At 27.9% G+C, this 25,618-nt stretch carries 28 protein-coding genes; 5 read left to right on the top strand and 23 right to left on the bottom strand.

What is annotated here, in order from left to right; all coding sequences use genetic code 11:
* Positions 1-85: 85 nt before the first annotated feature.
* The 5 genes from LQE93_RS11530 to LQE93_RS11510 all read right to left on the bottom strand — a co-directional run bounded on the left by LQE93_RS11530 (position 86) and on the right by LQE93_RS11510 (position 4,685).
* Positions 86-769, bottom strand: coding sequence for a GTP pyrophosphokinase (locus LQE93_RS11530; protein WP_231073771.1), 684 nt, complete (start codon positions 767-769; stop codon positions 86-88).
* Between the two features lie 193 nt (positions 770-962).
* Positions 963-2,255 carry a cobyrinate a,c-diamide synthase gene (locus LQE93_RS11525; protein WP_231073769.1) on the bottom strand — a complete coding sequence of 431 codons (1,293 nt, stop codon included), beginning with the start codon at positions 2,253-2,255 and terminating at the stop codon, positions 963-965.
* Positions 2,256-2,329: 74 nt separating this feature from the next.
* Entirely contained in the window at positions 2,330-3,343 is a 1,014-nt protein-coding gene (gene asnA, locus LQE93_RS11520; protein ID WP_186839370.1) for an aspartate--ammonia ligase, read from the bottom strand.
* A 569-nt stretch (positions 3,344-3,912) separates the two neighbouring features.
* Positions 3,913-4,245 (bottom strand): Lin0368 family putative glycerol transporter subunit, encoded by a 333-nt coding sequence (locus tag LQE93_RS11515; RefSeq protein WP_186839369.1) that lies wholly within the window; start codon positions 4,243-4,245, stop codon positions 3,913-3,915.
* A gap of 32 nt (positions 4,246-4,277) precedes the next feature.
* Positions 4,278-4,685, bottom strand: coding sequence for a Lin0368 family putative glycerol transporter subunit (locus LQE93_RS11510; protein ID WP_231073768.1), 408 nt, complete (start codon positions 4,683-4,685; stop codon positions 4,278-4,280).
* A 290-nt stretch (positions 4,686-4,975) separates the two neighbouring features.
* On the opposite strand from LQE93_RS11510, the gene LQE93_RS11505 reads away from it, so the two are divergent.
* Entirely contained in the window at positions 4,976-5,152 is a 177-nt protein-coding gene (locus LQE93_RS11505; RefSeq protein WP_055267963.1) for an HTH domain-containing protein, read from the top strand.
* A 158-nt stretch (positions 5,153-5,310) separates the two neighbouring features.
* Here LQE93_RS11505 and LQE93_RS11500 read toward each other — a convergent pair whose 3' ends face one another.
* From LQE93_RS11500 to LQE93_RS11470, 7 genes are all read right to left on the bottom strand, one after another.
* Positions 5,311-7,119 (bottom strand): ABC transporter ATP-binding protein, encoded by a 1,809-nt coding sequence (locus tag LQE93_RS11500; protein WP_231073766.1) that lies wholly within the window; start codon positions 7,117-7,119, stop codon positions 5,311-5,313.
* Positions 7,109-8,842, bottom strand: coding sequence for an ABC transporter ATP-binding protein (locus tag LQE93_RS11495; protein ID WP_055267967.1), 1,734 nt, complete (start codon positions 8,840-8,842; stop codon positions 7,109-7,111). The genes LQE93_RS11500 and LQE93_RS11495 overlap by 11 nt, the downstream gene beginning before the upstream one ends.
* Complete coding sequence (locus LQE93_RS11490; RefSeq protein WP_055267969.1) at positions 8,835-9,275, bottom strand: MarR family winged helix-turn-helix transcriptional regulator; 441 nt, start codon at positions 9,273-9,275, stop codon at positions 8,835-8,837. Before LQE93_RS11490 ends, LQE93_RS11495 begins: the two co-directional genes overlap by 8 nt.
* A 221-nt stretch (positions 9,276-9,496) precedes the next feature.
* Complete coding sequence (locus tag LQE93_RS11485) at positions 9,497-9,925, bottom strand: gamma-glutamylcyclotransferase family protein (RefSeq protein ID WP_186839365.1); 429 nt, start codon at positions 9,923-9,925, stop codon at positions 9,497-9,499.
* 1 nt (position 9,926) lies between these two features.
* Entirely contained in the window at positions 9,927-10,568 is a 642-nt protein-coding gene (gene pcp, locus LQE93_RS11480; protein WP_186839364.1) for a pyroglutamyl-peptidase I, read from the bottom strand.
* 223 nt (positions 10,569-10,791) lie between these two features.
* Positions 10,792-11,721 (bottom strand): DUF979 domain-containing protein, encoded by a 930-nt coding sequence (locus LQE93_RS11475; protein WP_231073764.1) that lies wholly within the window; start codon positions 11,719-11,721, stop codon positions 10,792-10,794.
* Positions 11,722-11,734: 13 nt separating this feature from the next.
* Positions 11,735-12,415, bottom strand: coding sequence for a DUF969 domain-containing protein (locus LQE93_RS11470; protein WP_186839362.1), 681 nt, complete (start codon positions 12,413-12,415; stop codon positions 11,735-11,737).
* A 313-nt stretch (positions 12,416-12,728) separates the two neighbouring features.
* On the opposite strand from LQE93_RS11470, the gene LQE93_RS11465 reads away from it, so the two are divergent.
* Positions 12,729-13,196 carry a pyridoxamine 5'-phosphate oxidase family protein gene (locus LQE93_RS11465; RefSeq protein WP_055267980.1) on the top strand — a complete coding sequence of 156 codons (468 nt, stop codon included), beginning with the start codon at positions 12,729-12,731 and terminating at the stop codon, positions 13,194-13,196.
* Between the two features lie 161 nt (positions 13,197-13,357).
* Here the strand turns inward: LQE93_RS11465 and LQE93_RS11460 are convergent, their stop codons facing one another.
* The 3 genes from LQE93_RS11460 to LQE93_RS11450 all read right to left on the bottom strand — a co-directional run bounded on the left by LQE93_RS11460 (position 13,358) and on the right by LQE93_RS11450 (position 15,705).
* Positions 13,358-14,260, bottom strand: coding sequence for an anti-sigma factor domain-containing protein (locus LQE93_RS11460; protein WP_231073762.1), 903 nt, complete (start codon positions 14,258-14,260; stop codon positions 13,358-13,360).
* A gap of 10 nt (positions 14,261-14,270) precedes the next feature.
* Positions 14,271-14,936: a sigma-70 family RNA polymerase sigma factor gene (locus LQE93_RS11455; protein WP_055267984.1), complete on the bottom strand. Its 666-nt coding sequence runs from the start codon at positions 14,934-14,936 to the stop codon at positions 14,271-14,273.
* Positions 14,937-15,033: 97 nt separating this feature from the next.
* Positions 15,034-15,705, bottom strand: a complete 672-nt coding sequence (locus LQE93_RS11450) for a hypothetical protein (RefSeq protein WP_231073760.1) — start codon at positions 15,703-15,705, stop codon at positions 15,034-15,036.
* A 325-nt stretch (positions 15,706-16,030) separates the two neighbouring features.
* Here LQE93_RS11450 and LQE93_RS11445 point away from each other — a divergent pair, with 325 nt between their 5' ends.
* The gene (locus LQE93_RS11445) at positions 16,031-16,234 is read left to right on the top strand and encodes a hypothetical protein (protein ID WP_186839359.1); all 204 of its coding nucleotides are present in this window, start codon (positions 16,031-16,033) and stop codon (positions 16,232-16,234) included.
* Between the two features lie 188 nt (positions 16,235-16,422).
* Here the strand turns inward: LQE93_RS11445 and LQE93_RS11440 are convergent, their stop codons facing one another.
* The gene (locus LQE93_RS11440) at positions 16,423-17,055 is read right to left on the bottom strand and encodes an HAD family hydrolase (protein ID WP_231073758.1); all 633 of its coding nucleotides are present in this window, start codon (positions 17,053-17,055) and stop codon (positions 16,423-16,425) included.
* A 177-nt stretch (positions 17,056-17,232) separates the two neighbouring features.
* On the opposite strand from LQE93_RS11440, the gene LQE93_RS11435 reads away from it, so the two are divergent.
* Positions 17,233-17,568 (top strand): DUF1622 domain-containing protein, encoded by a 336-nt coding sequence (locus LQE93_RS11435; RefSeq protein ID WP_055267990.1) that lies wholly within the window; start codon positions 17,233-17,235, stop codon positions 17,566-17,568.
* Between the two features lie 96 nt (positions 17,569-17,664).
* Here the strand turns inward: LQE93_RS11435 and LQE93_RS11430 are convergent, their stop codons facing one another.
* The 5 genes from LQE93_RS11430 to LQE93_RS11410 form a co-directional block, all read right to left on the bottom strand.
* On the bottom strand, positions 17,665-20,286 hold the full coding sequence (locus tag LQE93_RS11430; RefSeq protein ID WP_231073756.1) for a DEAD/DEAH box helicase family protein: 2,622 nt from the start codon (positions 20,284-20,286) through the stop codon (positions 17,665-17,667).
* A gap of 224 nt (positions 20,287-20,510) precedes the next feature.
* The gene (locus LQE93_RS11425) at positions 20,511-20,675 is read right to left on the bottom strand and encodes a hypothetical protein (protein ID WP_172675778.1); all 165 of its coding nucleotides are present in this window, start codon (positions 20,673-20,675) and stop codon (positions 20,511-20,513) included.
* Between the two features lie 134 nt (positions 20,676-20,809).
* Positions 20,810-21,556, bottom strand: coding sequence for a hypothetical protein (locus tag LQE93_RS11420; protein ID WP_231073754.1), 747 nt, complete (start codon positions 21,554-21,556; stop codon positions 20,810-20,812).
* A 135-nt stretch (positions 21,557-21,691) separates the two neighbouring features.
* Positions 21,692-22,648 (bottom strand): RsmB/NOP family class I SAM-dependent RNA methyltransferase, encoded by a 957-nt coding sequence (locus LQE93_RS11415; RefSeq protein WP_055267996.1) that lies wholly within the window; start codon positions 22,646-22,648, stop codon positions 21,692-21,694.
* Between the two features lie 147 nt (positions 22,649-22,795).
* Positions 22,796-23,383: a GNAT family N-acetyltransferase gene (locus LQE93_RS11410; protein ID WP_231073752.1), complete on the bottom strand. Its 588-nt coding sequence runs from the start codon at positions 23,381-23,383 to the stop codon at positions 22,796-22,798.
* A gap of 263 nt (positions 23,384-23,646) precedes the next feature.
* Here LQE93_RS11410 and LQE93_RS11405 point away from each other — a divergent pair, with 263 nt between their 5' ends.
* Positions 23,647-24,081 (top strand): Hsp20/alpha crystallin family protein, encoded by a 435-nt coding sequence (locus LQE93_RS11405; RefSeq protein WP_231073750.1) that lies wholly within the window; start codon positions 23,647-23,649, stop codon positions 24,079-24,081.
* A gap of 346 nt (positions 24,082-24,427) precedes the next feature.
* Here LQE93_RS11405 and LQE93_RS11400 read toward each other — a convergent pair whose 3' ends face one another.
* Together LQE93_RS11400 and LQE93_RS11395 are read right to left on the bottom strand one after the other, a co-directional pair.
* On the bottom strand, positions 24,428-25,087 hold the full coding sequence (locus tag LQE93_RS11400; protein WP_331000424.1) for an MATE family efflux transporter: 660 nt from the start codon (positions 25,085-25,087) through the stop codon (positions 24,428-24,430).
* 168 nt (positions 25,088-25,255) lie between these two features.
* Entirely contained in the window at positions 25,256-25,465 is a 210-nt protein-coding gene (locus LQE93_RS11395) for a hypothetical protein (protein WP_055277808.1), read from the bottom strand.
* Positions 25,466-25,618 lie beyond the last annotated feature (153 nt).

Below are 25,618 nucleotides of genomic sequence, written 5' to 3'. Positions count from 1 at the left end.
TTAGTCAACATACTTATTTTTTATTTAAAGTTTATGAAAAATATACTTATTTATAAAGTTTATTCAATAGCATATTATCTTTACATTATAATCTATTTTCAATCCTATTTCGTATCTCTTCCATACGTTTATCTAAATCTGCACTTATTTCAGAACATACAAGTAATTCTCGTTCTATTATCTCAGTTTCATCTGTATCAATATTCTTTTTATATCTTAATTTATGCTCTAAACTTGCCCAGAAATCCATAGCTATTGTTCTTAGCTGAACTTCAACACTTATAGATTTTTTCCCACTTTGCAAGAAAATTGGCACTTCTATAATTAAATGTAAACTTCTATATCCGCTTTTCTTAGGATTCTTTATATAGTCCTTTTTCTCAATTAACTTAATGTCATCTTGATTTAATAAACATTCTGCTAACATATAAATATCTTCTGGGAATGAACAAATTACCCTTACGCCAGCAATATCTTTTATATGTTCCTGTACTGCTTCTATTGAAAATTCTATCTCTTTCTTCTTAATTTTCTTAGCGATGCTCTCAGGAGACTTTAATCTTGTTTTTATATGTTCTATTGGATTTCTATCATACTGCAATGAGAATTCCTCGTTTAATACATTAAACTTAGTTTCAATTTCCATTATTGCACATCTATAATATGTCATAAGTTCATTCATAGGTCTCATATTTTCATGTACAACATCTAAAAACTCATCATTAATTATTCTTTCTCTAAAAATTTTTTGACCAATCTCTTTTAACATACAATCACCCTTTACTATTAGTTTAATCCAATAGTAATATAGTATCATATTACTATTATCTAAATCAAAAAGATTAATCTTAATTATCCTTTAATAAATTAACTAATTTTAAATATTAATTAATTTAGAAAGTAACTTAAAAATAGTGTTACTATAAAAAAAGAAATTCATATTTGAATTCCTTTCTATAATTTTATTTAGTTATAAATCTTAAAAATTCCATATTACCAAAGAAATGAATATGAGGATATCCTGCTATAGTATTTTTCTTTTTATAGCCACAATTCCAGCTTAAAGCATCTCCACTCCAGCTTTTTTTGGTAACATTATATATACTCTCTTCATTTAGCTCTACATCTGACTTGTGGAATTCATGACAATTTATACTTATGTTTTCACCTTTAATTGCTACATTGGCATAACCAAAGCGTTGTAGTGATTTAGTCATATATGTATATCCTTTTAAGAAACCTACCATTTCGCAATCTTCTATTTTTTCTGTTAAGTACATCAATCCACCACATTCAGCATAGCATTTTAAGCCCTCTTCTAATGCTTTCTTGATACTATTTCTCATAGATATATTTTTACTTAATTGCTCTTTAAACACTTCTGGATACCCACCACCAAGATATAGAAAATCGATATTTTCTGGTAGTTTTTCATCTCTTATTGGACTAAAATAAGTAACATTTCCTAGTTCTTCTAAAAGCTCTAAGTTTTCTTTATAGTAAAATCTAAAAGCCTCATCATATGCAACAGCTATATTTAAGTTTCTATTTTCTAAATGAAATTCATCTTTCGTTTCTAATTTGACTTCCTTAGAATTTTTGATTATATAAGTCAAATCTACATTTTCTTCAATTAATTGAGCACATCTTTCTATTTTTTCTATCATATTGTTAACTTCAATACTTTGAACTAGTCCTAAATGTCTACTTTCAAGTTTTATACTTTCATCTTTAGGTATATATCCTAGTACCTTAACATCACAATTAAGCTCCACTGTAGATTTCAGAAGTTCATAAAATTTTGGGCTAACAGCATTAAAAACAACTCCAATAATATTAGCATTTTTAAAGTTCTTTATTCCATTAATCTCTGCAGCTAAAGTTGCCACCTGAGTTTTTGGTGTTAAAACTAGAACTATCGGAATATCACCTAGAATATTTGAGATATTATAAGTTGATCCTTTTTCAGTAATACCAATTCCATCATATAAGCCCATTACCCCTTCTATTACTCCAAAATCACCATTACCTCTTGAAAAACTAGCTTTTACTCCATCTTCTCCCATAAGATGTAAATCTAAGTTTCTTGATTCTTTTCCTGTTATTTCACTATGAAAACCACTATCTATATAATCAGGACCTACTTTATATCCCTGTACATCATATCCTTTATTTTTTAATAATTTCATTAATCCTAAAGTAAAAGTAGTCTTTCCACCACCACTACAATTAGAAGATATAATTATATTTTTCATCTAGCATTTCCTCATTTCCTAATAATAAAATTATATCCCCAATTATACCACACCATAAAATTTAGTGAAGTAAACTATAATAGTACTATGCCACCGTCTTCACATTCCCTAATAATATCATCAGTCCATACCGCAGATTGTACCTCTCCAACATGAGCTTTCTTTAGAAAGAACATACATATTCTTGACTGTCCAATTCCTCCCCCCATAGTATATGGTAATTCTCCATTTAATAAAGCCTTATGAAAATCTAGCTCTCTTCTTTCATTACATCCTGATTCATCTAATTGCTTTGCTAATGCTTCTTCATCTACTCTTATACCCATTGATGATACTTCTATAGCTCTCTCTAATACTGGTGACCAGAATAATATATCTCCATTTAATTGCCAGTCATCATAATCTGGAGAGCGTCCATCATGTTTTTCACCTGACTTTAATTTTCCACCTATTTTCATTATAAATACTGCTCCAAAATTCTTTGTAATAGCATCTTCTCTTTCTTTAGCTGTTAACTTTGGATACATATCTTCTAACTCTTGAGATGTTATAAACTTAATATCTTTAGGTAATATTGGTGTTAACTGCCTGTAAGTTAAGTGCATATAGCTTTCTGTAACTTTAAAAACTTCATATATCTTATTTACAACTTCTTTTAAAGTTTCTTCTGTTCTATCTTCTTTTCTAATAATTTTCTCCCAATCCCATTGGTCAACATAAAGAGAATGTAAATTATCTAATTCCTCATCTCTTCTAATAGCATTCATATCTGTATACAGACCTTGTCCAACTTCAAATTTATATCTTTTTAAAGCCATTCTCTTCCACTTAGCTAATGACTGTACTATTTCCATTTGTGAATCTTTTATTTCCATTGCATCAAAGCTTACTACTCTTTCTACACCATTAAGGTTGTCATTTATTCCCTGTCCTCCTTTTACGAAAATTGGTGCAGATACTCTCGTAAGGTTTAAACTTTCTGCTAAATTAGTTTCAAAAAAATCCTTTATCTTTTTTATAGCTACTTCTGTTTCTATTAGATTTAGTGTAGGTTTATATCCTTTTGGTATAATTGTTGTTTTTTTCATATAAATGACCTCCTATATTAAAATAAAAATTTGTTAATGAAACACACTACTCATTTATATTCGTAGATATGCACTCTATGTAACTTCAAGCTATCAAATCATAGATTAAAACTAAAAAAACCTTCCATCCCTATAAAAGGGACGAAAGGTATATTCCGCGTTACCACCCAGATTAGCTAAAAATAAGCTCACTCATTAACAGTACATAATTATACTGCTGAATTTTTAACGGTATTATTCCGCCTAGGCCTACTTAAGTGAGACTTTAAAAGTGAAATTCTAAATCTGTGATTTAGTTAAACAAACTTTCACAGAGTGAATTTTAATTTAGTTAGTTGAACTTATACCTTTGACATAATGAAAAGGTACTTACTCTCACAAGTTCGGTTAGGTGCTCAAAGATGTTTTTCACTATAGCTTCCATTATGGGACTTTCACCGTCACCCACTCGCTTATAAACTTCTTTCAATAGCTACTCTTCTTATCACTGCATCTCAATTATCTAATTTGTATACTATATTATTATTTTTTTGATAATGTGTCAATATTTTATTATATTTTTTTATATTTTATAAATTTGTTAACACTATACCAGCTAAAACTCCCCCAATACAACACCCTAATAAAACCGGTAAAGATTTCTTTATATTTCTACTTTCTAAAGCAGTTGCAATAAATACTCCACTAGCAACTGCTAAAGCCATATCTATCCAAACCTCACCTGATTGATTAATTAACCCCAAGTGATGATTTAATATCCACATAGTTCCTACAATAAGTCCTGCTGATATCCATCCACCTAATGGTCCAAAAATTTTAACTAGTTCATCCCATACTAACCTTACTATAAAAGGAAACATTATAGCTCCTAATAGTGTTTTAATTGCTTCTTCAATTGTCATATTTCACTCCAACTTTTACTATTTATCAAATTCTAAACTAAGCTCTCAATACTATCTATATCTTTGATTGTTTCAGAACTTTCTTTATCTTTTTTCATATCTTTTTTTACAAATACAGATAAAGTTCCTCCAATACTCCCTCCCACAATTACTAAAATCAATGTTGGTATAGAAGTTAAAATCTCATCAACATTACCTATTCTAATCATATCTCTAACTATACATGCTATCCCTATTGAAATCCCCATATCTATAAATGCACTATTCTTTTCATTCGGTATCAGTCCAATATAATGATTTAAAAACCACATAGTTCCTACTAAAAATACGGCTGCTAATATACCTCCTAAAGTCCCTAAATTTTCTGTAAATATTCCCCATACGCCATTTATTACTAGCGCTGCTATAAATCCGCCTATTATTGCTCTTATCACCCTCACTAAATTTCATCCCCTTAAATTATAACTACAATTATTTACTTTGTTCCCTATTATTTTATCATTATATGAGTACTAGTTTTTTTCAAAATATGAAATCGCTTACTTAATAATCTAATATTAATTATTATATAAAAATAATTATTGATTTATACGGTATATTATGTTATATTATGGATAAAATATACAAATAAAAAATTCATTATTTACATCTGATTCCAATAGTGAATTCGTATTATGACCATATATATCTATTTGGTATATATTAAAATTTTATTTAAAGGAGATATAAAATGAGTGCTAAAGAACAAGTTTTAAATTTATTAAAAGAAAATTCAGAAGCAATGAAGGCTGGAGAAATTGCTGCTGCATTATCAATAGATAAAAAAGAAGTTGATAAGGCAATAAAAGAATTAAAAACAGATGGAAGTATAACTTCACCAAAGCGTTGCTTCTATACAAACGCATAATAAATTGTCCTTAATTGATGAAAATAATCACTTCATTATATTAAAGTTGATTTATTGCCATCACGTAATTCAAAAGAAATTTATTTTTATTAAATACGCTTGATATTATATATTATAATAGCCTATGTCAGATACTCATCTAACATAGGCTTTCTTATTTACTTAAACTGACTATAATATAGGTTAGCATAAAACCCATTTTTCTCTATAAGTTCATCATGATTTCCTCTCTCAATTATCTCTCCATTATTTACTACAAGTATTTTATCTGCATTTCTAATAGTACTTAATCTATGAGCAATCACAAATGTTGTTTTGCCTTTCATAAGGTTTAATAATGCTTTTTGAATTTTTATTTCTGTTCTTGTATCTACTGAAGATGTAGCCTCATCTAATATTAGTATTGATGAATCTGAAAGTATAGCTCTTGCTATAGCTAAAAGTTGTCTCTGCCCTTGAGAAAGGTTTCCTCCATTATCTGAAAGTACCGTATCATAACCATGGGGTAGCTGCATTATAAAGTGATGTGCATTTGCAAGTTTAGCAGCTTTTTCTACTTCTTTATCAGAAGCTGAAAGATTTCCATATCTTATATTTTCTCTTACTGTTTCTGAGAAAAGATATGTGTCTTGAAGCACCATTGCTATAGACTTTCTAAGACTTTTTCTAGTAATATCATTAATATTTTTATTATCTATTAATATCTCACCACTATCAATATCATAAAACTTAGTTAAAAGATTTATGATAGTAGTCTTTCCTGCTCCAGTAGGTCCTACTATTGCAATAGTTTCTCCTGGTTTTGCTTTTATATCAGCATGTTTTAAAACTTTCTTATCTTTAACATATGAGAAGTTAACATCTTTTAACTCCACTTTACCTTCAAATCTTTCTAAATCCTCTGCTTCTGCCTTATCTTTTTCTGGTTCTTCATCCATTACTTCAAATACTCTTTCAGCGCCAGCAAGGGCTAACTGTATTGTATTAAATAGATTCATAATTTCATTTATTGGCCTAGTGAAATTTCTCATATAAAGCATAAATGTAAATACTATACCTACAGTTATGTTCATACCTTTTAATATAAAAAATCCACCACATACTGCAATTATTAAATATGAAATATTATTTACAAAGTTATTTAAAGGTCCCATAAATCCAGATAAGCCTTGAGCTAATATAGAGCTTTTTGCAAGTTTTTCATTTATCTCTTCAAAGTTTTTCATTACATTATCTTGTTCTGAAAATAGAAGTACAGCCTTCTGTCCTGAAACCATCTCTTCTATATATCCATTAAGCTTGCCTAACTCTCTCTGCTGTCTAACAAAGTATTTCTGTGTAATTTTTACAAGTATCTTGCTTACTAAAAACATTAAAGGTATAGCAAGCATAGCTATAAGAGTTAAAAGTGGGCTTAATAAAAGCATCGCAATGAACATTCCTAAAATGTTTATTATTCCTGAAAATAACTGTGTTATATTTTGAGAAAGAGTAGAGTTTATGTTATCTACATCATTTGTAAGCCTACTCATCAAATCTCCACTTGAATGAGTATCAAAATATTTTATAGGTAACTTCTGAAGCTTAAAAAATAAATCTTTTCTTATATCACGTGATACCTTTTGGGCAATATTCACCATTATTATATTTTGAAAATATGTTGAGAAAATCGATACTGCATACATAAGTAAAAGAACTATACATATTATCCCTAAACCTCTCATATCTCCAGTTTCAATATAATTATCTATAGTAAGTCCATTAAGTCTTGTCCCTAAAATACTTATTAATGTAGTTATAAAACATAATCCAAACACAAGGATAATAGACTTTTTATTATTTCCTAGGTAATTTAAAAGCCTTTTTATTGTGCCTTTTAAATCTTTAAGTTTTTCAGGCTTTTCTTTAAATAGCCTGTGAGGTCCTCCGCCAGGTCTTGACGGTATTGCTGATACCTTAGATGCCATTTAAAGCTTCCTCCTCTCCTAATTGTGAAATAGCTATACTTCTATATATCTCACAATCTTTCAATAAATCACCATGCTTTCCTATAGCACTTACTTCTCCATCATCTAATACTATTATCTTGTCGCAGTCCATTACAGCTGAAATTCTCTGAGCAATTATAATTGTAGTTGAACCTTCGAGCCTTCTCTTTAATGATTTTTGAAGCTTAGCTTCTGTAGCCATATCTAATGCACTTGTAGAATCATCTAGTATTAAAATTTTAGGATTTCTAAGTAAAGTTCTAGCTATAGAAAGACGTTGTTTCTGCCCTCCTGAAAGATTTTTACCTCTTTGCTCCACATTTCTTTCATATCCTTCTTCATTTGAACATATGAATTCATAAGCTTCTGCATCCATAGCTGCATTATCCATCATATCTTTTGTAGCTTGATTATTACCAAACTTTAAGTTATCCTCTATTGTTCCTGAAAACAGTATTGATTCCTGAAGGACTATTCCAATAAGTGATCTTAATTCTTTCTCACTTACATCTCTTACATCAGTTCCACCTATTAATACCTTTCCCGAAGTAGCATCATAAAGTCTTGGAATAAGCGCTATTAATGAACTTTTACCACTTCCAGTTGCACCTATAATTCCTACCTTTTCTCCTTCAGCTATTTTAAATGATATATTGTTTAACACGTTTTCGCTTTCTTTATTATATTTAAAACATACATCTCTAAATTCTATATCGTATTTTTTTATAGCTTTTGGATTTTTAGCTTCAACTATAGATGTTTCTGTATCTAAAACTTCATTAATTCTTGCGGCAGATACTTTTGCTCTTGAAATACTTATTATAATCATCAGCATCATATTTAATGAACTCATTATCTGAATTAAATAATTTATAAAAGCCATTATTTTTCCTATTTCTAATGAGCCTTTATTTACCATATTTCCACCAAACCAAAGCACTGCAATAACGCTTAAATTCATTGCAAGAGTAACAAGAGGCCAAAGAATTACTGTTATACTCTGTGCTTTTATACTTGCATCCATAAGTTCATCATTAGAAATATCAAATCTTTCTTTAGCCTTCTTTTCCATTACGAAAGCCTTTATGACTCTTATACCTAAAAGATTTTCTCTCATTACTAGGTTTACTCTATCTATTTTGTTCTGCATATTTGTAAATGCAGGAATTGATCTGCTTGTAATATATATAATTGAAATTAAAACTAAAGGGATAGCTATTAAAAATACTAATGATAATTTAGGACTTAATGAAAAAGCCATAATTATGCCACCGATACAAAGTAACGGTGCTCTTACCATTATCTTTAATCCTGTAAGTATCATTTGCTGTACTTGAGTTACATCATTTGTAAGCCTTGTTATTAACGATGATGTTTTAAATTCATCTATTTCTCTAAAAGATAAGCTCTGTATCTTTGTAAATAAATCCTTTCTTACGTTCTTTCCTAAGGTCATACTTGCAATACTAGCCAGATACCCACATGCCATTCCTCCAAAAGCACCTATTACTGCAATAATTATCATTTTTATACCTACAGTAAGCACATAATGGGCATCACCATTTGCTATACCTATATCTATGATATTTGACATAAGCTTAGGCTGATTTAAATCCATAACAACTTCTATAAACATCATTATAGGTGCAAGTATGGCACATAATACTGCACTACCCTTAAGATATTTTAATAATCTAATCATCTAAAGACTTTTCTCCTTTCTTTAAATTATCATATATTCTATCAAAAATATCTTTTGCCATAGTCATTTCTTCTTCACTAAATCCTCTAAAACAAATTTCCTCTAAATCGCATAGAGTTCTTTTAGCTTTTTCTTGGGCTTCCTTACCTTTGTCCGTAAGATATACATTAAGAATTCTTCTATCATTCTTATTAGGTATTCTTTCTATAAATCCAACCTTCTCCATAGTAGATAGTACATTAGTAGCTGTAGCCGCTTCTATATCACAGTTTTTAGCAATATCTTTCTGACTACACCCATCATTTTCTGATAGATAACTTAATATTTTAGGTTGACCTTTGCTTATATTAAATTTTGCAAATTCACTTCTAAATATTTTATGATGACATCTTAAAGTCTTCATTAAAGACTTGTGCACTTCCCCTCTTTCCATAATTACACCTCTCTTCTTAATTATTATTATATGCTTTAAAATAGTTAGATAGCTAACTATTAGATATCTAACTAAAATTTTATTGCTATTGATAACAATTGTCAACTACTTTTATTTGTAAATTATTCTTCTTATTTTTTCCTACTACTAACAAATTATTAATTTTTTTAATAATTATATAAAAAAAAGGAGATGCCTAAACATCTCCTTAATTTATATACTTACTTTGTCATAAAGCTTGCCCAATCACCATGGTCAACATATACGCTATTTTTTTCAAAGACTTCTTTATCATTCATAGCATAATAGTACACGTAACAGCTTTCCTTTTCACCATTTTCTAGCTCAACATCCATTACTACTCTATTATACTCATTTCTGCTGTCATTAACTCCATAATAATTTTCCATCTTATCCATAGGAATCATTACTTCTTCAAAATTCTTTATAGTCATAACTTCACCAAGTACAACGTCATTACCCTCTAATAACGCTGGATATCCTTTATGAGGCATATGATAAAGCTTCCCTTTAACTTTTCCTAAAACAGCATCCTCAATTTTGCCCTTTAAATATTTATCGTAATTATAGAAACCAGTTCTTAAGCTACCATAAACAAATATCTTCTTTTGTTCTCTAGGTTCTAACATTTTAGCAAACAGCTCCGCCTACAGCTTTAATATCTTCTGAATTTTCCACTGCTGCTTTTATACATAATTCTAATCCTTTTGCAATATCATTTATGTTCATAGCTGGCTTATCTGGTTTATCTAAAGTTTGTGCTGGTATGTATGGCACGTGTATAAATCCACCTCTCGCATTTGGGAACTTCTTATCTATCATATATAAAATTCCATACATTACGTGGTTACATACGAAAGTACCTGCTGTGTTAGAAACAGCTGCTGGTATTCCATTTTCCTTCATCTCTTGAACCATTGCCTTTATTGGAAGGTTTGAGAAGTAAGCTGCTTCACCATCTTCAAATATAGTTATATCTAACGGTTGATTTCCTTCGTTATCTTTTATTCTAGCATCATCTATGTTTATAGCAACTCTTTCAGGAGTAACTTGGAATCTTCCACCTGCTTGTCCTATTGAAATTACTATATCTGGGTTGTGAAGCTCCATAGCTTCTTCAATCTTAGCTAAAGACTTTCTGAATACTGTTGGTATTTCAAGTTTAATTACTTCCGCTCCTGATATTGTTTCAGGTAGTAATTTAACAGCTTCTAAAGCTGGGTTTACACTTTCTCCACCAAATGGATCAAAACCTGTTATTAAAACCTTCATATTTATATCTCCTTTTTTCTAATGAAGAATTAAAATTGCCACTAAAACTACTTAAATATAGTTTCTTTTTACTATCAATTTTAAATTCTACATTTCTAGATTTAATTTATTAGTATAAAATTTTAAGAATAAAGCCAGCTTAGGCTGACCTTATCCTTAGTTTTATATAAACTGCTTTAGCAGTTTTAACCTAATTTTAAATTATAACTCTTAAATATTATTATTAGAATGCTAAGAAGTACATTAATACAATGTGAGCGAATAATAAAGCTAAAGCAACTGGTGCTTGATTCTTTATTATAGCATTCTTATCTTCGATTTCTAAAAGTGCTGCTGGCATTATGTTAAAGTTAGCTCCCATTGGAGTTAATAATGTTCCACAGTAACCTGCTGTTAACGCTAAAGCACCTGCAACTGCAACGTTAGCACCTTGTGAAAATACGAATGGTATACCTATTCCAAGTGTTATAACTGAGAATGCAGCAAATGCATTTCCCATTATCATAGTGAATACTGCCATACCTATACAATAAGCTGCTACACCTATTAATAAGTTTCCTTGTGGAAGTACACTTGATATACCTGATGATATTACATCACCTACTCCAGCTGCTGTGAATAAAGCTCCAAGAGCTGCTAATAATTGTGGTAATATACTTGTTGATCCAACTGATTGAATCATTCTATCTGATTCTTCAACTAATACTTTTGGTGAAGCTTTAGTTATGAAGAACGTTACAATTATTGCAAGAACTGCTGCAACACCTATTGAAGCTGTTCCTGATATTGGTGTAAATTGTGCTATAAGTAAAGCTGATACAGCTATTACTAGTGAAGGTATAAATACCTTTAATCCTAATTTATTAGCTTGTTCTTCTCCGAACTTTGCATCTAATGCTTTTATAGTTCCAGGATTAACTTGTTTAGCTAAAGTAAGGATACCTATAACAACAAGCATTCCTCCAACAACATTGTAAGGTAATTTATGTCCGAATATAAATATTATTCCTAGTAATGACCAGAATAATGCTGTTCCGTATTTTGTTTTATGATTCTTATCTTTTAAAGTTACTACTGCTGTATTAAGCATCATAATACCAATTATTATGTAAAATAACTCTAATAACATATTTGAAAATGCTGCGAAATCCATATTACGTCTCCTCCTATTTCTTAGTCTTACTGTTAATTCCGTATTGCTTGTCTAATTTCTTGTCTAACATCATATTTTGTACAAGAACAAATACAAATGCAACTACTGCTATTACTATTGAAGCTTTTGCTACATCAATACCGTTTGTAGGGTATCCTAATTCAGTTAAAGTATTTGCAACAAGTAAAACTCCTGAACTTGCTAAGAAAAGGTTTTGTCCATAGAAGTTACCGTAGTTATCCATTGAAGCTGCTGCAGCTTTAATTTTCTCTTCAGTCTTCTTATCGATTTCACCATATTTACCTATAGCTGCACCTTGAGCCATTGGGTTTATTAAAGGTCTAACAAATTGAGGATGTCCACTTATTCTTAAGCTCATTGCTCCTCCAATTTGTCTTAATAAGCAGTAAAGTGTTAATAATTTTCCTGTTGAAAGATTCTTAACTTGCTTAATTAATTGAACTGCTTTTTCTTTTAAACCATATCTTTCTGATATACCAATTACAGGTAGAGTAAGAATAAATATAGTCATTAACCTTTGATTAACAAAAGTCTTTCCTAAGATTGTTAAAATCTCATTTATGTCCATATGTGCTGCTAATCCTGTTGCGATAGCTGAAATTATTATTACTGCAATACTATCAAACTTCAACGCAAATCCGATTATTACTATTAAAATTCCTATAAGTACCATTTGGTCTCCCCCCTTAATAATATCTAATTAAAAGATATATCATTTTTCGCCATTTGTCTACAAGAATTTTGTGGATAACATTCATTTTTGTATTATATTTATAATAAAATCATACTTTTTTTAATACTTTAACAACCGCTTATGAATTGACTTTGCAATTTATTTATTCTTATTATTGAATTTTCTAACAATTTTATTACTATATAAATCTTATAATTGTAAGATAATACTATACTTCTATTTAAGTAATTTAATTATTTTAAAATAAATATAATTATATTAATATCTCTTATGAGTTTTGGGAGGTCAAATTATGTTTAGAGAAATTCGTAAAAAATCTAGAGAAATTTTTGATAATGATATAACTACTATTTTAAATTCAGCCGAATATGGAACTCTAGCTACAGTGGATGAATATGGTATGCCATATGCTACTCCATTAAATTATGTATACTATGATAATGCTATATATTTTCATTCTTCTCCTTATGGCCATAAACTTGATAATATCGCTAATAATTCTAAAGTATCTTTTTGTGTAGTTACTGATACATGTATAATCCCTGAGAAATTCACCACTAAATATAAAAGTGTAGTTGCCTTCGGTACTGCTTCTTGGGTTATAGGCACCGTTAAAGAAGCTGCTCTTATAGAATTTATAAAAAAATACTCTCCAGAATATTTAGAAAAAGGAAAAGCTTACGTAGAAAAAGCTAAAGCCTCAACTACCGTTATCAAAATAGAAATTGACTATTTAACAGGAAAATCATCAATTAAGTAAATTTCATAGCAATTTGGTGAAAAGTTTGACTTAGTCAAATGGAAATTTGACAAACCTTATATAAATATATTTTTTCAATAAAAAAGGTTAGGGTAATTTTTAAAATCACTCTAACCTTTTAATGCTTTAATCATATCAAGTTAAAGAATTTAGATCAACCATTAATCCTCATTCTTTTCGTCATCATCAATATCATCATTCTCATCATATTCATCGTCTTCGTCTTCATCTTCATCTTCATCTTCATCTTCATCTTCATTTTCTATTTCATCTTCAAGCCTATCTTCTAACTCATCTTGTAGTTCTTCAAGCTGATCTTCATCTAAAAATATGCTTCCATCAACATTTCGCAATAATTCTAACATCTCTTGAGTTGTTAAATTTTCTATTGCATCTTCAAAATTATCCTCATCAAGTTTTACTAAGGCCTCATATTTACCTAAGCTAATTCCTTGGCTCTGAGCCTTTTCTAAATCTGATTTTTCTCCCTTTAAAAATGCTACATCAGTACCTTTAAATGTATTTTTAATAACCTGTTGAATATCTTTTTCATAATCAATATTCTCATTTCCAATAAAAGAAAATCCTACTAAAACTGCATTATTGTTATTTAAATAATTGCTTTGACTTAATAAATCTCTTAATGCTATTGTTCCTTCTTCAAAAGTCATTCCTTTTATTTTATCTAAACCTAATGCAATAGCCTCATCATTTATACCTTTTACACTCTTTATAATTCCTTTTTCATCTAAATTAAATTCTATACTAGGATTTATATCAAAAGTTAAAACTGCATAAACATTATTCATTTTACTAGTGAAAATATTCATTATTGGATTAATTAAAATTATAAATAAAGCTGCAATTGCGCCTAATGGTACTATATACTTTTTAAATGGAATTACCTTAGCTGCTTCTTTTTTCACATAAATGTCTTCTTCAAAAAAGAATATAGGGTTTCCTATCTTTAATCCATCTTTATTCTTTATTCTAGCTAATGTTCCATCTTCTTTCATAACAATAACATAGTCATCTTTTATTTCCATAACTATCCCTTTAAACATACTGCACCTCCTATCTCTTTATCCATAATCTTAAGTTTCTAAAATTCTTATCAATAATAATTACTACGGATATTATAAATTTCTTACTTCTTTTAATCACTTTTTCTGTAACAGAAAACTTTACTGAAATTTGCTTTATAGGAAGTCTTCTTTTTTCATACATAAAACTAGTTAATGGCTTTTCCTTGCTAACCTTTTCTGATAATTCTATGGCATTTCTTCTTGTATCTTCATGTTTAGGCGCCTCATCCACTAAATCTTCAAAAGTAAAGCCAAAGGCTTCTATTTCATTTTTCAGTTTACCTATTTCATTTGATAATTCATCACTTTCTTCAACCACTGTCTCTGCTACTTCAGATATGTCAATCCCTTTATCTTTAAGAGCTTCTATTGATTCAACTTTATTATTTCTATTCTCTTTTATTAGATAATTTTTCACTCTACTACTTATGACAAGCTTTGCAAAAGATGAAAAACTGCCTCTGCTCTCTTCATATTTATCTATAGCCTCTTTAAATGCAATGAGTGCTATACTTAATTCATCATCATTTTCTACGGATACGTATCTCCCAGTAATTGAACTTACAGTTTTTACTATAAATGCCATATAGTCTTGGATTAATTTATCTATACTAGTATTTTTAATATCATTAATATTCTCTTCTATAAATTCCATTTAATTATCTATACCACCTCTCTATTTTTCCTTACAACAAAACTCTAGGAGTATCCTCCTAGAGATATTGTTAACATAATACTCTGCTAAAATTCAATTAATCATTATCATAGTGGTCATCTATATCATCAAAGTCATTTATATCATCAATGTCATCATAATCATCATAGTCATAATCATCATGATCTAAATCTAATCCTGCTTCATGTTCTTTTAAGTCAATTATATCCTCTATTACATCATCATATTTTTGTCCATATTGATTTTCTAATTCATTTTCTAAAATCTCATCCCATGCTTCACCATTCTTAGCAAATAAATCATTAGCCCAATTTGTTCCATATTTACTTTCTATAGCTTTTATTATCTCATCTCTTTTACCTATTTCTTCTGATGTATAATAATCATAGTCATCTATATCATCAATACCTAACTCATTTTCTTTTCTTTCTATAACATAATCAATCAAATCATCATACTTTATACCAAAATATGCTTCTAACTCATTTTCTAAAACTTCATCCCATCTGTCACCATTTTTTGCTAATAAATCTGTTGCCCAATTTGCTCCATACTTATTTACAAGATAATTTTCTATTTCTGATGTAGTAACATTTCCTCCAGTATATTTTGAAGTTTCTGCTACATTTACTGGTTTTACTTCTACTGTTTTGTTAACTCCACCGTCATTACTTGAAGCCATTGCTGTTAAGCCTGCTCCACATATACCTGCTACTACTAACCCAGCTAAAATTTTATTCATTTTCATTTTAAATTCCTCCATTTACTTTCTTTTTAATATTAAATACCTAATCTGTTTTTTATTTAGGTACCACTTTTCTAATTTTGTTTAAATTCTTTTTACATTATTAAATACCATATGCTTTTTAATTTTAGGTACCTTTAGTGATTTTTCTTATTTTTTTTACTTCACTTCCTTCTGACACTATTAAATACAAGTTGCTATTTAATCTTTGGTACCTTTTTAGCCGAAAGTCCAAATTTTATTTAATATTTATAGAATTGTAGTTTCTTATTGATATATAATAAGAATATATATTTGAATAACATATTAATAAAAATGGAGAGATTTTATGAGAAATAATATATGTATAAAATGCAATTCTAGAAAAATAGTAAAAGTTGGTAAAGAATCAAGATATAATAATGCAATATATCTAAATGCCTTTAAAAATGCTATCGCAACAAAATACATATGTTGCGATTGTGGATACTTTGAAGAGTATTATGAAAATGAAAAGGACAGAGAAGCTATTTATAAAACTTATAGTGAATAACCAATTGATATACAATGAGTTAAAAGTGGACAAATTTATACTTGTTCACTTTTATAATAAATGTCTACATTACTTCAAAATAGAGCCGTTTATTATCATTCATTTTTTATTTTATACTTTAATAACCTTTTGCAAAATAAAAGAAGCTAAGCATTTGCTCAGCTTCATTAAACTATATTAATAATATTTTATTTTTCTAGTATATTCTTTAGCTCTTCAAAACTTTCAATTACTAATTCAGCATCTTCAACATTCCCAAAACCATACTTTGCATAAATAAAAGGTATATTACATTCCTTTGTTGCATTATAATCCCCTTCTGTATCTCCAACATATATAGGATTTTGTAACTTATTTCTCTCTATAACTAACTTTATATTATCACCTTTAGGTAATCCGGTTCTTTCGTAATTTTCAAAATCTATAAAATACTTCTCTAATTTATGAGCTTCTAAGAAAGCTTCAACATATCCGCATTGACAGTTACTAACAATGAATAGCTTGTACTTTTTCTTCAATTCATCAAGTACCTCTTCTACTTTTTCATATAACTTCCCACCATTTACTCTTAAGTAATCACATTCAGCTGCTGCACACTCATCAAATATTTCTAATCCTAATTTTTTATCAACATTTGGTAGTAATCTTTCAACTATCTCCTCAGATGTTAATCCCATTATACTTTGAATCTCTTCAATTGTAATAACCTTATTAATTTCTTGATAATTATTTTTTAATACATTATTCCATACGTCTAAAATACTATAAGTTGCATCCCACAACGTCCCATCTAAATCAAATATAATACTATCTATTCTCATCCCTATTTCTCCACCTTTTAAATTTATACCCTTGCTTATTATGAAAACTAAAATACCTCTCTATATAAATATATCATTATGGCTAATATAAAACTATATTACTTTTATACTCTTTTAGCCTCATACTTTTTTTATATTAGGGCAAATTAAAATATAACTTTATTTTGAGGTGTAATTATGCTTGAAGAATTATTTGATATTTATCTACCGATTTTAATTCATCTTTTTGAATTAATGGGAATTATTATATTAACTCTCGGTACTTTCACTGCCTTTATCAACTACTTTAGAGGTAAATTTTCAAAAAAAGATTATAAGGTTAAATATGAATTTGCTGATGTTATGGTTACAGCATTAGATTTTAAGTTATCAGCTGAAATTTTAAAAACCGTAATAATAAGAAGCAAGGAAGAACTAGTAATCCTTGCTGTAGTATTTATAATAAGAATTATTATGACTTTTGTGTTAGAAAAAGAAATGAAAACACAAGAAAAGAAAGAAAAATTTAAATAAAGTGCAAACTAATACAATTAAGAGTTAATAATTTAAATACTAAATTATTAACTCTTCTCTTTTAACTATTAATTTTATTAATTCGTTACAATATTATTAACTAGCTTTTGAATCCATATTAATTCTACTAAGTAGCATTAGCTTATTAACTTCTAAATTACTATTATCATTATTGTAGCTATACCATCTCTTCATGAATTCTTCATTTGAGTCTATTAAATCTTGAAAATATACAATATTAAAATCATCAATAAATGTGTTTAAAACCTCATTAAATTCTTCTGATTTAAGTAAATTTACAACGAAGCCTCTATTCCAGCTTTCATCATTTATATATTTATCATTAATAACTTGTCCTTCTTTTGGTAATGATTTATCTACAGTATTTCTTACTATATTTTCATTACCATATAACGCTACTAGTAAATTTATAAAGTTTTCTTTTGGTGGGGCTATCTTATTAACATAACAATCTATATTGTACTTTTCCTTTATATAATTATAAAATTCTATTATTTTATAAAGACTCAAAATCCACGCATTTTCTTCAAATTCAGAAATAACCTTAAATTCATTTATTAATAAATCTTCTTTTCTTTTATCTAAAACTCCTAATTTATACTCTTTTATCTGTTTATCCATCCACTTTATCAAAGCTGTATTATTTATTGTATCCACATCACTTTCATAAACTGGAATATAGTATTTATCATTAATTAATTTGTAGTAAAGAATCCTTTTTCTATAACAACTACTAATAAAGTTATCATATTTAATTAAATTTTCTTTCCAATTATAAAATCTCTGATCCCATATAAACCCTATTGAATCAAGCTTTTCTATGAATTCTGGATTTAAAATTCTCTTATTATAAAGAGTTCTTTGAAGACTTATAAAACTATATAATCTACTATACTCTTCTGAATTAGGTACATTTATGTTCCCATATAAGCTTTTAAACTCACATAATGCGTCAAAATACTCTTCCCAATTATATGTTATCTTTTTCTCTATATTTTTAAGTTGCGATATTAGTTCAAAATGCTCATCATATAACGCTAAACGCACCTCATCACTTTCTACCCCTATACTTTTTCTATACTCATTATGTAAAGCTTTAGCTTCTTCTAACTGAGTTCTAAACTTCATAAGCTCTAAATTATCTATATTATCTACAAAGTCAAACACAATAGGAGTTTTATTAGCTGAATCTGCTGTTAGACATCGTCCAAGTTGCTGATAATATATAGTTGGAGATTTAGTTGTTCTAAGCATAATAATTCCACTTATATTTTTAATGTGAATTCCTTCATTTAATTTACTTATGGAAAATAATAGTTTTACTTCTTCTTTACAATCATTATTTTCAAAATCAAAAAGCTCTAAAGTATTATTATTCTCTGATGTCACTATGTACTCTTTAACTTTTACAGTAGGTTCTAAAATATTATTAAACCAAGTTATTACCTCATCCTTCATTTCATTTAGGTGTTTATTATTTTCACAAAAAACTATGAATTTTAGATTATCTACTTTAGGTAAATGCTTCTTAATAACATGCTCTGCTTTACTTTCTTTTTCGTATAAAGCTTTATAAATATTAAGCTCTTCTATATACTTTTTTCTATCCTCTGTAGATATATTATATTTTTTCATTAGCTTCATCTTTTTATCTATTTCTTTATCAAGATTATACATAGCTGAAACATATATAGGACTAGGTAAAATCCTTCTTACTATAGCTTCTGAAAGGCTTAATGGTGTTGTAGATACACCATCTAAAAGCTCACTAATCATATCTCTATTATTATCTAAAAATCTTATTGGAGTTGCTGATAATCCTACAACTTTTGCACTTGAATTTTTATCTAAAATGTAGCTTACAGCTTTCCCCCAGTTTAATGCCCCAGCTCTATGAAGCTCATCTAAAATTATTAAATCTACCTTTAAATTATCTATCTTCCCTTTAGAGTACATAGCTGAAAACTTACTATATGTATAAAATTTACACCTTGTCATACTCCAAGGGGCTAGTCTCTTCAATCTCTCAATAATTTCATTTGTAGGTGCTAAAAGAATAGAATCTTTCTTTATATAGTCAAATAATAATTGAAGTATAATAAAACTCTTTCCTGTTCCCGTAGCATTAGGTACAGCCACTCTATTTTTATTTTCTAATATGGCCTTTATTTCTTTATATGTGTATCTATTATGAGGTCTTAAATCTGGCAATAATACTTGTCCATTATCATCTTCTGAAAAATTATTTATAAGCTCTTCAATATAATCAAAACTTTCTAAAGTCATGTTAGTTTTATTAAATATATTAATCTTTTCAACATATCCATTTAAGGATATTATCATAAAATATTTGCAGTTATATCTTTTACTCGATTCTTTTTCAAACTTAACTAATTCTTCTCTTATCACTGTATTAGTTAATGGCTTACTTACATTTTTAGCTTGTACTATCCATACCACTTTGTTTGGATTATTCTTTCTTGATAAAAGTATATCTGCTCCCCCATCCCATGAGCCTCCATTAACTGTTGCTATAAATCCATTACCTTCAAAAAGAAATGCTAAATACTCCTCAAATAGTTTTCCTTTAATATGTATATAAGCTTCATTTAATGTTTCCTTGATTAAATATATTTCCTTATTGTAGGTCATCTTCTTTAGTTTATCTAATATGCAATTTTTATCTTCTTCTTTCATATCTTAAGAAATTTTCTCCTATGTTAGTAATCTTTTCCTTATTAATATAGCAAGAATAGTTAATACTCCCAAGACAAAAATATCCATTTAATAATGTAATTTGTTCCAAATTTGAATTTTGTTTAACTTTTTTGAAGATATAGATGAATTTTACTCCATTATTTTTAGATAGAATTACCATTTATAATTAAGCTAAATAAACTTAAGAAATAAGAATTTTACTTCTAGTCGTCGCTACATACACAGAATGAATTTTGTAGCTCTACATATTCTTCTTTACTAAGTGATTTTAAGTATTCATCAAAGTGATCTTCTGAACAAAAGTATCCAATCTTATTTTCAAAATAATCTTTTGATAATTCTTTTTTGCAAAATAAACATTTTTTCATTTTTATTACTATCCTAACCTTCGTTAATTTTATATTTCATATGTTATATATCTTAAAATATTAATAGTTACTATTTTATCTTATAGACAAAATAGTAACTATTACACTTCTTCATTAAAAATAGTTTCTACAATTTACTTACTTTTATTAGAGCTTGAAGAAGACTCCTTCATTTTACTACTTATTATAGAATTTTCAATTATAGTGTAAAATATAGCCTCTTCTACATCAATATCACTTTTATCTCTTATCTCAATAGTATATCTATGTGTTGGACTAAAAAATCTTCCATCTATGACATAGTCTACATTATTCTCATTATCATAAATTTTATAATCTTTACAGAACAGTATCGCATCTGGAATAGCTCTCCCCTGTTTATTATGATTTTCATCATAGAAGTATTGTACACGCTTTAATCTCCAAAAGTCTCTTTGCTTTTCCTCACCTATATATCCAGTTGTATCTCCGTTAGCATCTTCTACCTTTGCTAATCTATTAATTGATATATTAAAAAGTTTTACTTGTGTTAATCCTAACCTTTTTATTTGACTTTCCTTCTTTATAAGATTGCCATGAATATCCTTTAACTGAAGAGTATCTCCAAAGATAGGAAAGAATTTTCCTTTAACTTCGCCTATTAAAACTCCATCACTAAGAATATAATAATGTTTTCTAAAGGAAAATAATTTTTTCTCCATAGTAATTTCATCAGAAAGTTCTATTATTTCTTCAAAAGTCTGTGTTTGTGGATTGATTATATCTGTTGATGTTTTTCCAAATACTCTAATCTTTTGAGCAATGTAAAATCCTAATGTCAATAAAAGTATAAATATAAGTATTCCACATACTATCTTAATAAATTTATTTAAAACTCTCATTTTCTTCCCCCAACTAATATAAGTTATTAAATAATTGTATCACCGAAAAATTAGTCCAGCAAGTTATAAACTAAGAACAAAAGTGATTACAGTAAGCAATAATTTACCGTAATCACTTCTCAAAATTGTATTTTATTATTTTTTACATATTAAACAAAGATAAAATCCTTCCATAAATTCATTTGGAATAATTCTGATAGATCTACTTATTCTCTCATCATACACCTTATCTTTATAAAAAATTGCTCCTTTTTTATAATTAGGAATATTTATATTTATAGGCAAAATATCTGCATCTTTATTCTTTTTTAATAAATAATTTACTACTTCCTCATTTTCTTGTGGTGAAATTGTACAAGTTGAATACATCATAACCCCACCTCTTTTTAATGTTGCAAAAGCTGATTGAATAAGTTCTCTCTGTACTTTTATAAATGGTCCATTCTTTAGCAATTTAAGCTTCTTAGTATTTTTAATATTAATTGTCCCCTCTCCTGAACAAGGTACATCTAATAATATCTTATCAAAATATTCCTTATAAATATTCATTAGCTTTCTACCATCTAGATTTAATGTAGTAACATTATTAGCTCCATGCTTTTCTATATTAAAATTTAATCTTTCATATCTAATTTTGTTAACTTCGTTTGCAATTATTTCACCTTTATTATTCATCTTTTCTGATAACTTCAAAGTTTTTCCACCTGGTGCCGCACACATATCAAGTACTTTATCTTTCTCATTTACATCTAATATTTCTGCTGGCATTATACTAGATAAATTTTGCATATATATATATCCTTTTCTATATGATTCTAACCTCTGTAGTAATCTTTCTTGCTTTTCTTTCAATATATATACGTCTTTAAAACAAGTGCTTTTATCTACTTTAATATTTTTTCTTTTTAGTTCCTCCAAAGTCTTATCGCTACCTTTTTTTAACCTATTTATCCTAAAGGTTGTCCTTCTTCCTACTAAATAACTTTTTAATATTAAGTCAACTTCTTTTGGAGTATATATCTCATATAACATATCTAGATAATACTCTGGGAATAACCCTCTAAGTCCTTTAATACCTATATTTATAGCCATAAATCCTCCCCCTAATTTATAACTTTATATATTATATGTTGAGTTTCTAATATTTATATTCCAATTATGTTTTACTAAAGTTAAATAAAAAAACAGATTACTATAATAAAAATTTATTAAGTAGTCTGCTATTTTTTTCATTTACATTTACTTAATTTTGCTCCATATAAGTTCCCATGCCTCATTATTATAATTTTCAAAATCCATATGACAACACTCCCAATTATCAGGTTTAATTCCTGAATAAGGCTTAAATCCGAACTTTAAATATAAATCTATAGCCTTATAACTCCAAGTTTGTGTTTTTAAATATACATACTTTTCACCTTTTAATTTTTCATTTTTCAAAATATATGATATAAGAGCTTTTCCTAATCCCTTTCCTCTATAATCAGGATGAACTGAAAGCCAATGTAATCTATACTTTATCCCTTCATCAAAATGCTTTCCAAACCATAATGATGCAGTTGCAACTACTTTTCCTTTAGGGCTCTCTACAAAATAACAATAATTACTTAAATCAACATTTTCCTTAATAAATTCATCTTCAAAATATCTTTTAGCATCGGATACATCTTTGAATTCACCCACTTCTGTTTGAAGCTTGCTCCATTCTTCTTCCATCCCTTTTTCATAAGGTTTAATGGTATATCCTACTGGCAATTTATACTTTCTAAAAAATTCACTATTTCTTCTTATCATTAATACCTCGTAATATTTTATCGATTTATCCATAACTTATTCTCCCTGTATAGTTCTATATTAATAATTCTATGAAAAAAATATTTATTAATGATTTTTATTTTTACATCTTAAATTTAAGCAAAATTTATTGAAAAAAATTAAAAATACTAAATAAATACATATAACTTTAAATTGATTATTCTTTCTTACAAAAGCTTTCCATTTCAACTTTGACTTTCTTTGACCTTCTTCATATAATATAACTGTACAAAGAAATAAGATATAAAAAATAAATTATTAAAGGAGGTCTTTGTATGTATGGTTTAGTACCTTTCAAATTTAATAACAGAGGAAACAGAGGATTAACAATCAATGATATGTTCCAAGACTTCTTTAATGATGATATATTATCACCATTTACTGAAGCTAATCACTTTAAGGCTGATATAAGAGAAACTCCAGAAGAATATTTAATTCAAGCTGAATTACCAGGAGTAGAAAAAAATGATATAAATATAGAATACAATAACAACTGTTTAACTATTCATGCAGTTAGAAAAGAAGAACATGAAGAGACTAAAGATAACTTCATAAGAAAAGAAAGACATTATGGTGAAGTTTCAAGAAGCTTCTGCGTAAATAATATAGATAAAGCACAAATTCAAGCTAAGTTTGATAATGGAGTTTTAAGTATTAGATTACCTAAACAAGAAAAGACTGTGAATAATACTAAAATTGAAATTCAATAATAAATCACTTTAAATTGAATACTTTAATATTTAGAAAAGAGATGATTATTTATGAAAATATCAAATCTAAGATCTAATCCTAGATTCAAAAATTTAAAATTTAAACTTAGAAAATTACTTCATAGCTCAGATAAATAAAAAATACCTTACTAAGATACACCTTATTAAATAGCACCTTTAAATAAATATTACTGCAATTTAATCAAAAAGAAGGTGGTATATTAGAAGTTAAGTTACTAAAAGAATTATTAACTAAAGTAAAAGAAGTATAATCTTAGTGTAACTTAAAATACCTTTGGCAGAAATAATATTCATGCCGAAGGTATTTTTTATAAACAACCATTTTTTATGGCATAGTAATATATTCCTCTGTAGATTTAGCCTGGCTATTATATTTTTTTAACCATATAAAATATCCAAAACATATACCTACTGATACAAAGGATGCTACTGGTGAAGCTAATCCCATTTTAAACAATGACGTATTAGGCACTTTGCTCATTAAATACGACATTGGAATACGAACTACAAATGTTGCAATCATACTATGAATAAAAGCAATCATAGACCTACCACACCCACTAAAATATGAATTCATACAAAATATAAATGCTACTAATATACAATCAAAAGAATATGACTTCAAGTACATAGCTGCTGATGCTATAACTTCTACATCCTTAGTAAATATGCTTGTAATTGTATGAGGCAAGAACTGGCAATATATACATACTAATATTCCACATATAAGTGAGTATCCTATTCCATACTTTAATCCTTTTATTGCGCGGTCAGGTTTATTTGCTCCCATATTTTGAGCTGTCATTGTTGCTACTGCTGATGCAAAAGCCGTTGGTGGAAGCATTGCAAATATTATTATCTTTTCAACAACCCCTACCGATGCTGACGCTATTAATCCCATACTATTAACTATTACAGTTATTAATAAAAATGATATATTTACTAATGCATCTTGAAGTGCTAATGGTGACCCTACTTTTAAAATACGTCTTAATGAATATTTATCAACTCTTACATATTCCTTATTAAATTCAAAAGAAAACCCTCTCTTTTTAATAAATATGGCTTTGTTTTAAAATAGTGTTGAAATTAGCATAACATAATAGGATGTCCAAATGGACATCCTATTTGAATCGTAATATACTAAAATTGTCTATTTAAAACTCAAATTTTCTTTTATTAATACTATAGCAAAATATATAGTTGATATCACTCCTATAGCTGAAATAAAATAAAGTGACTGGCTTAAGTAAAACCCGACTACAGGAATATAGTGGACTGCATCATAAAATACAGGCATACTTATTAAAGACAAAATTATACTCCCCAAAATGCAGTGAAGTAATTTAGTGTTTTTACTCATAATGTTTCCCCCTCTTTTTACGTCGTACTTTAATACAATTGTTCATCAATCATTATATTAATTGTACACTAAAAATAGTAAAATCAAAACAAATTTTACCTTTTATACATATATTGGTCTTCTAATTTTAAAATCCTTTATTAAAGATATAGA

Origin of the sequence: Clostridium sp. NSJ-145 (assembly GCF_021044725.1) — a bacterium.
GTDB lineage: Bacteria > Bacillota > Clostridia > Clostridiales > Clostridiaceae > Clostridium > Clostridium disporicum_B.
Note: the sequence above shows the minus strand (reverse complement) of the source record. Positions and strands in the feature narration are given on the sequence as shown.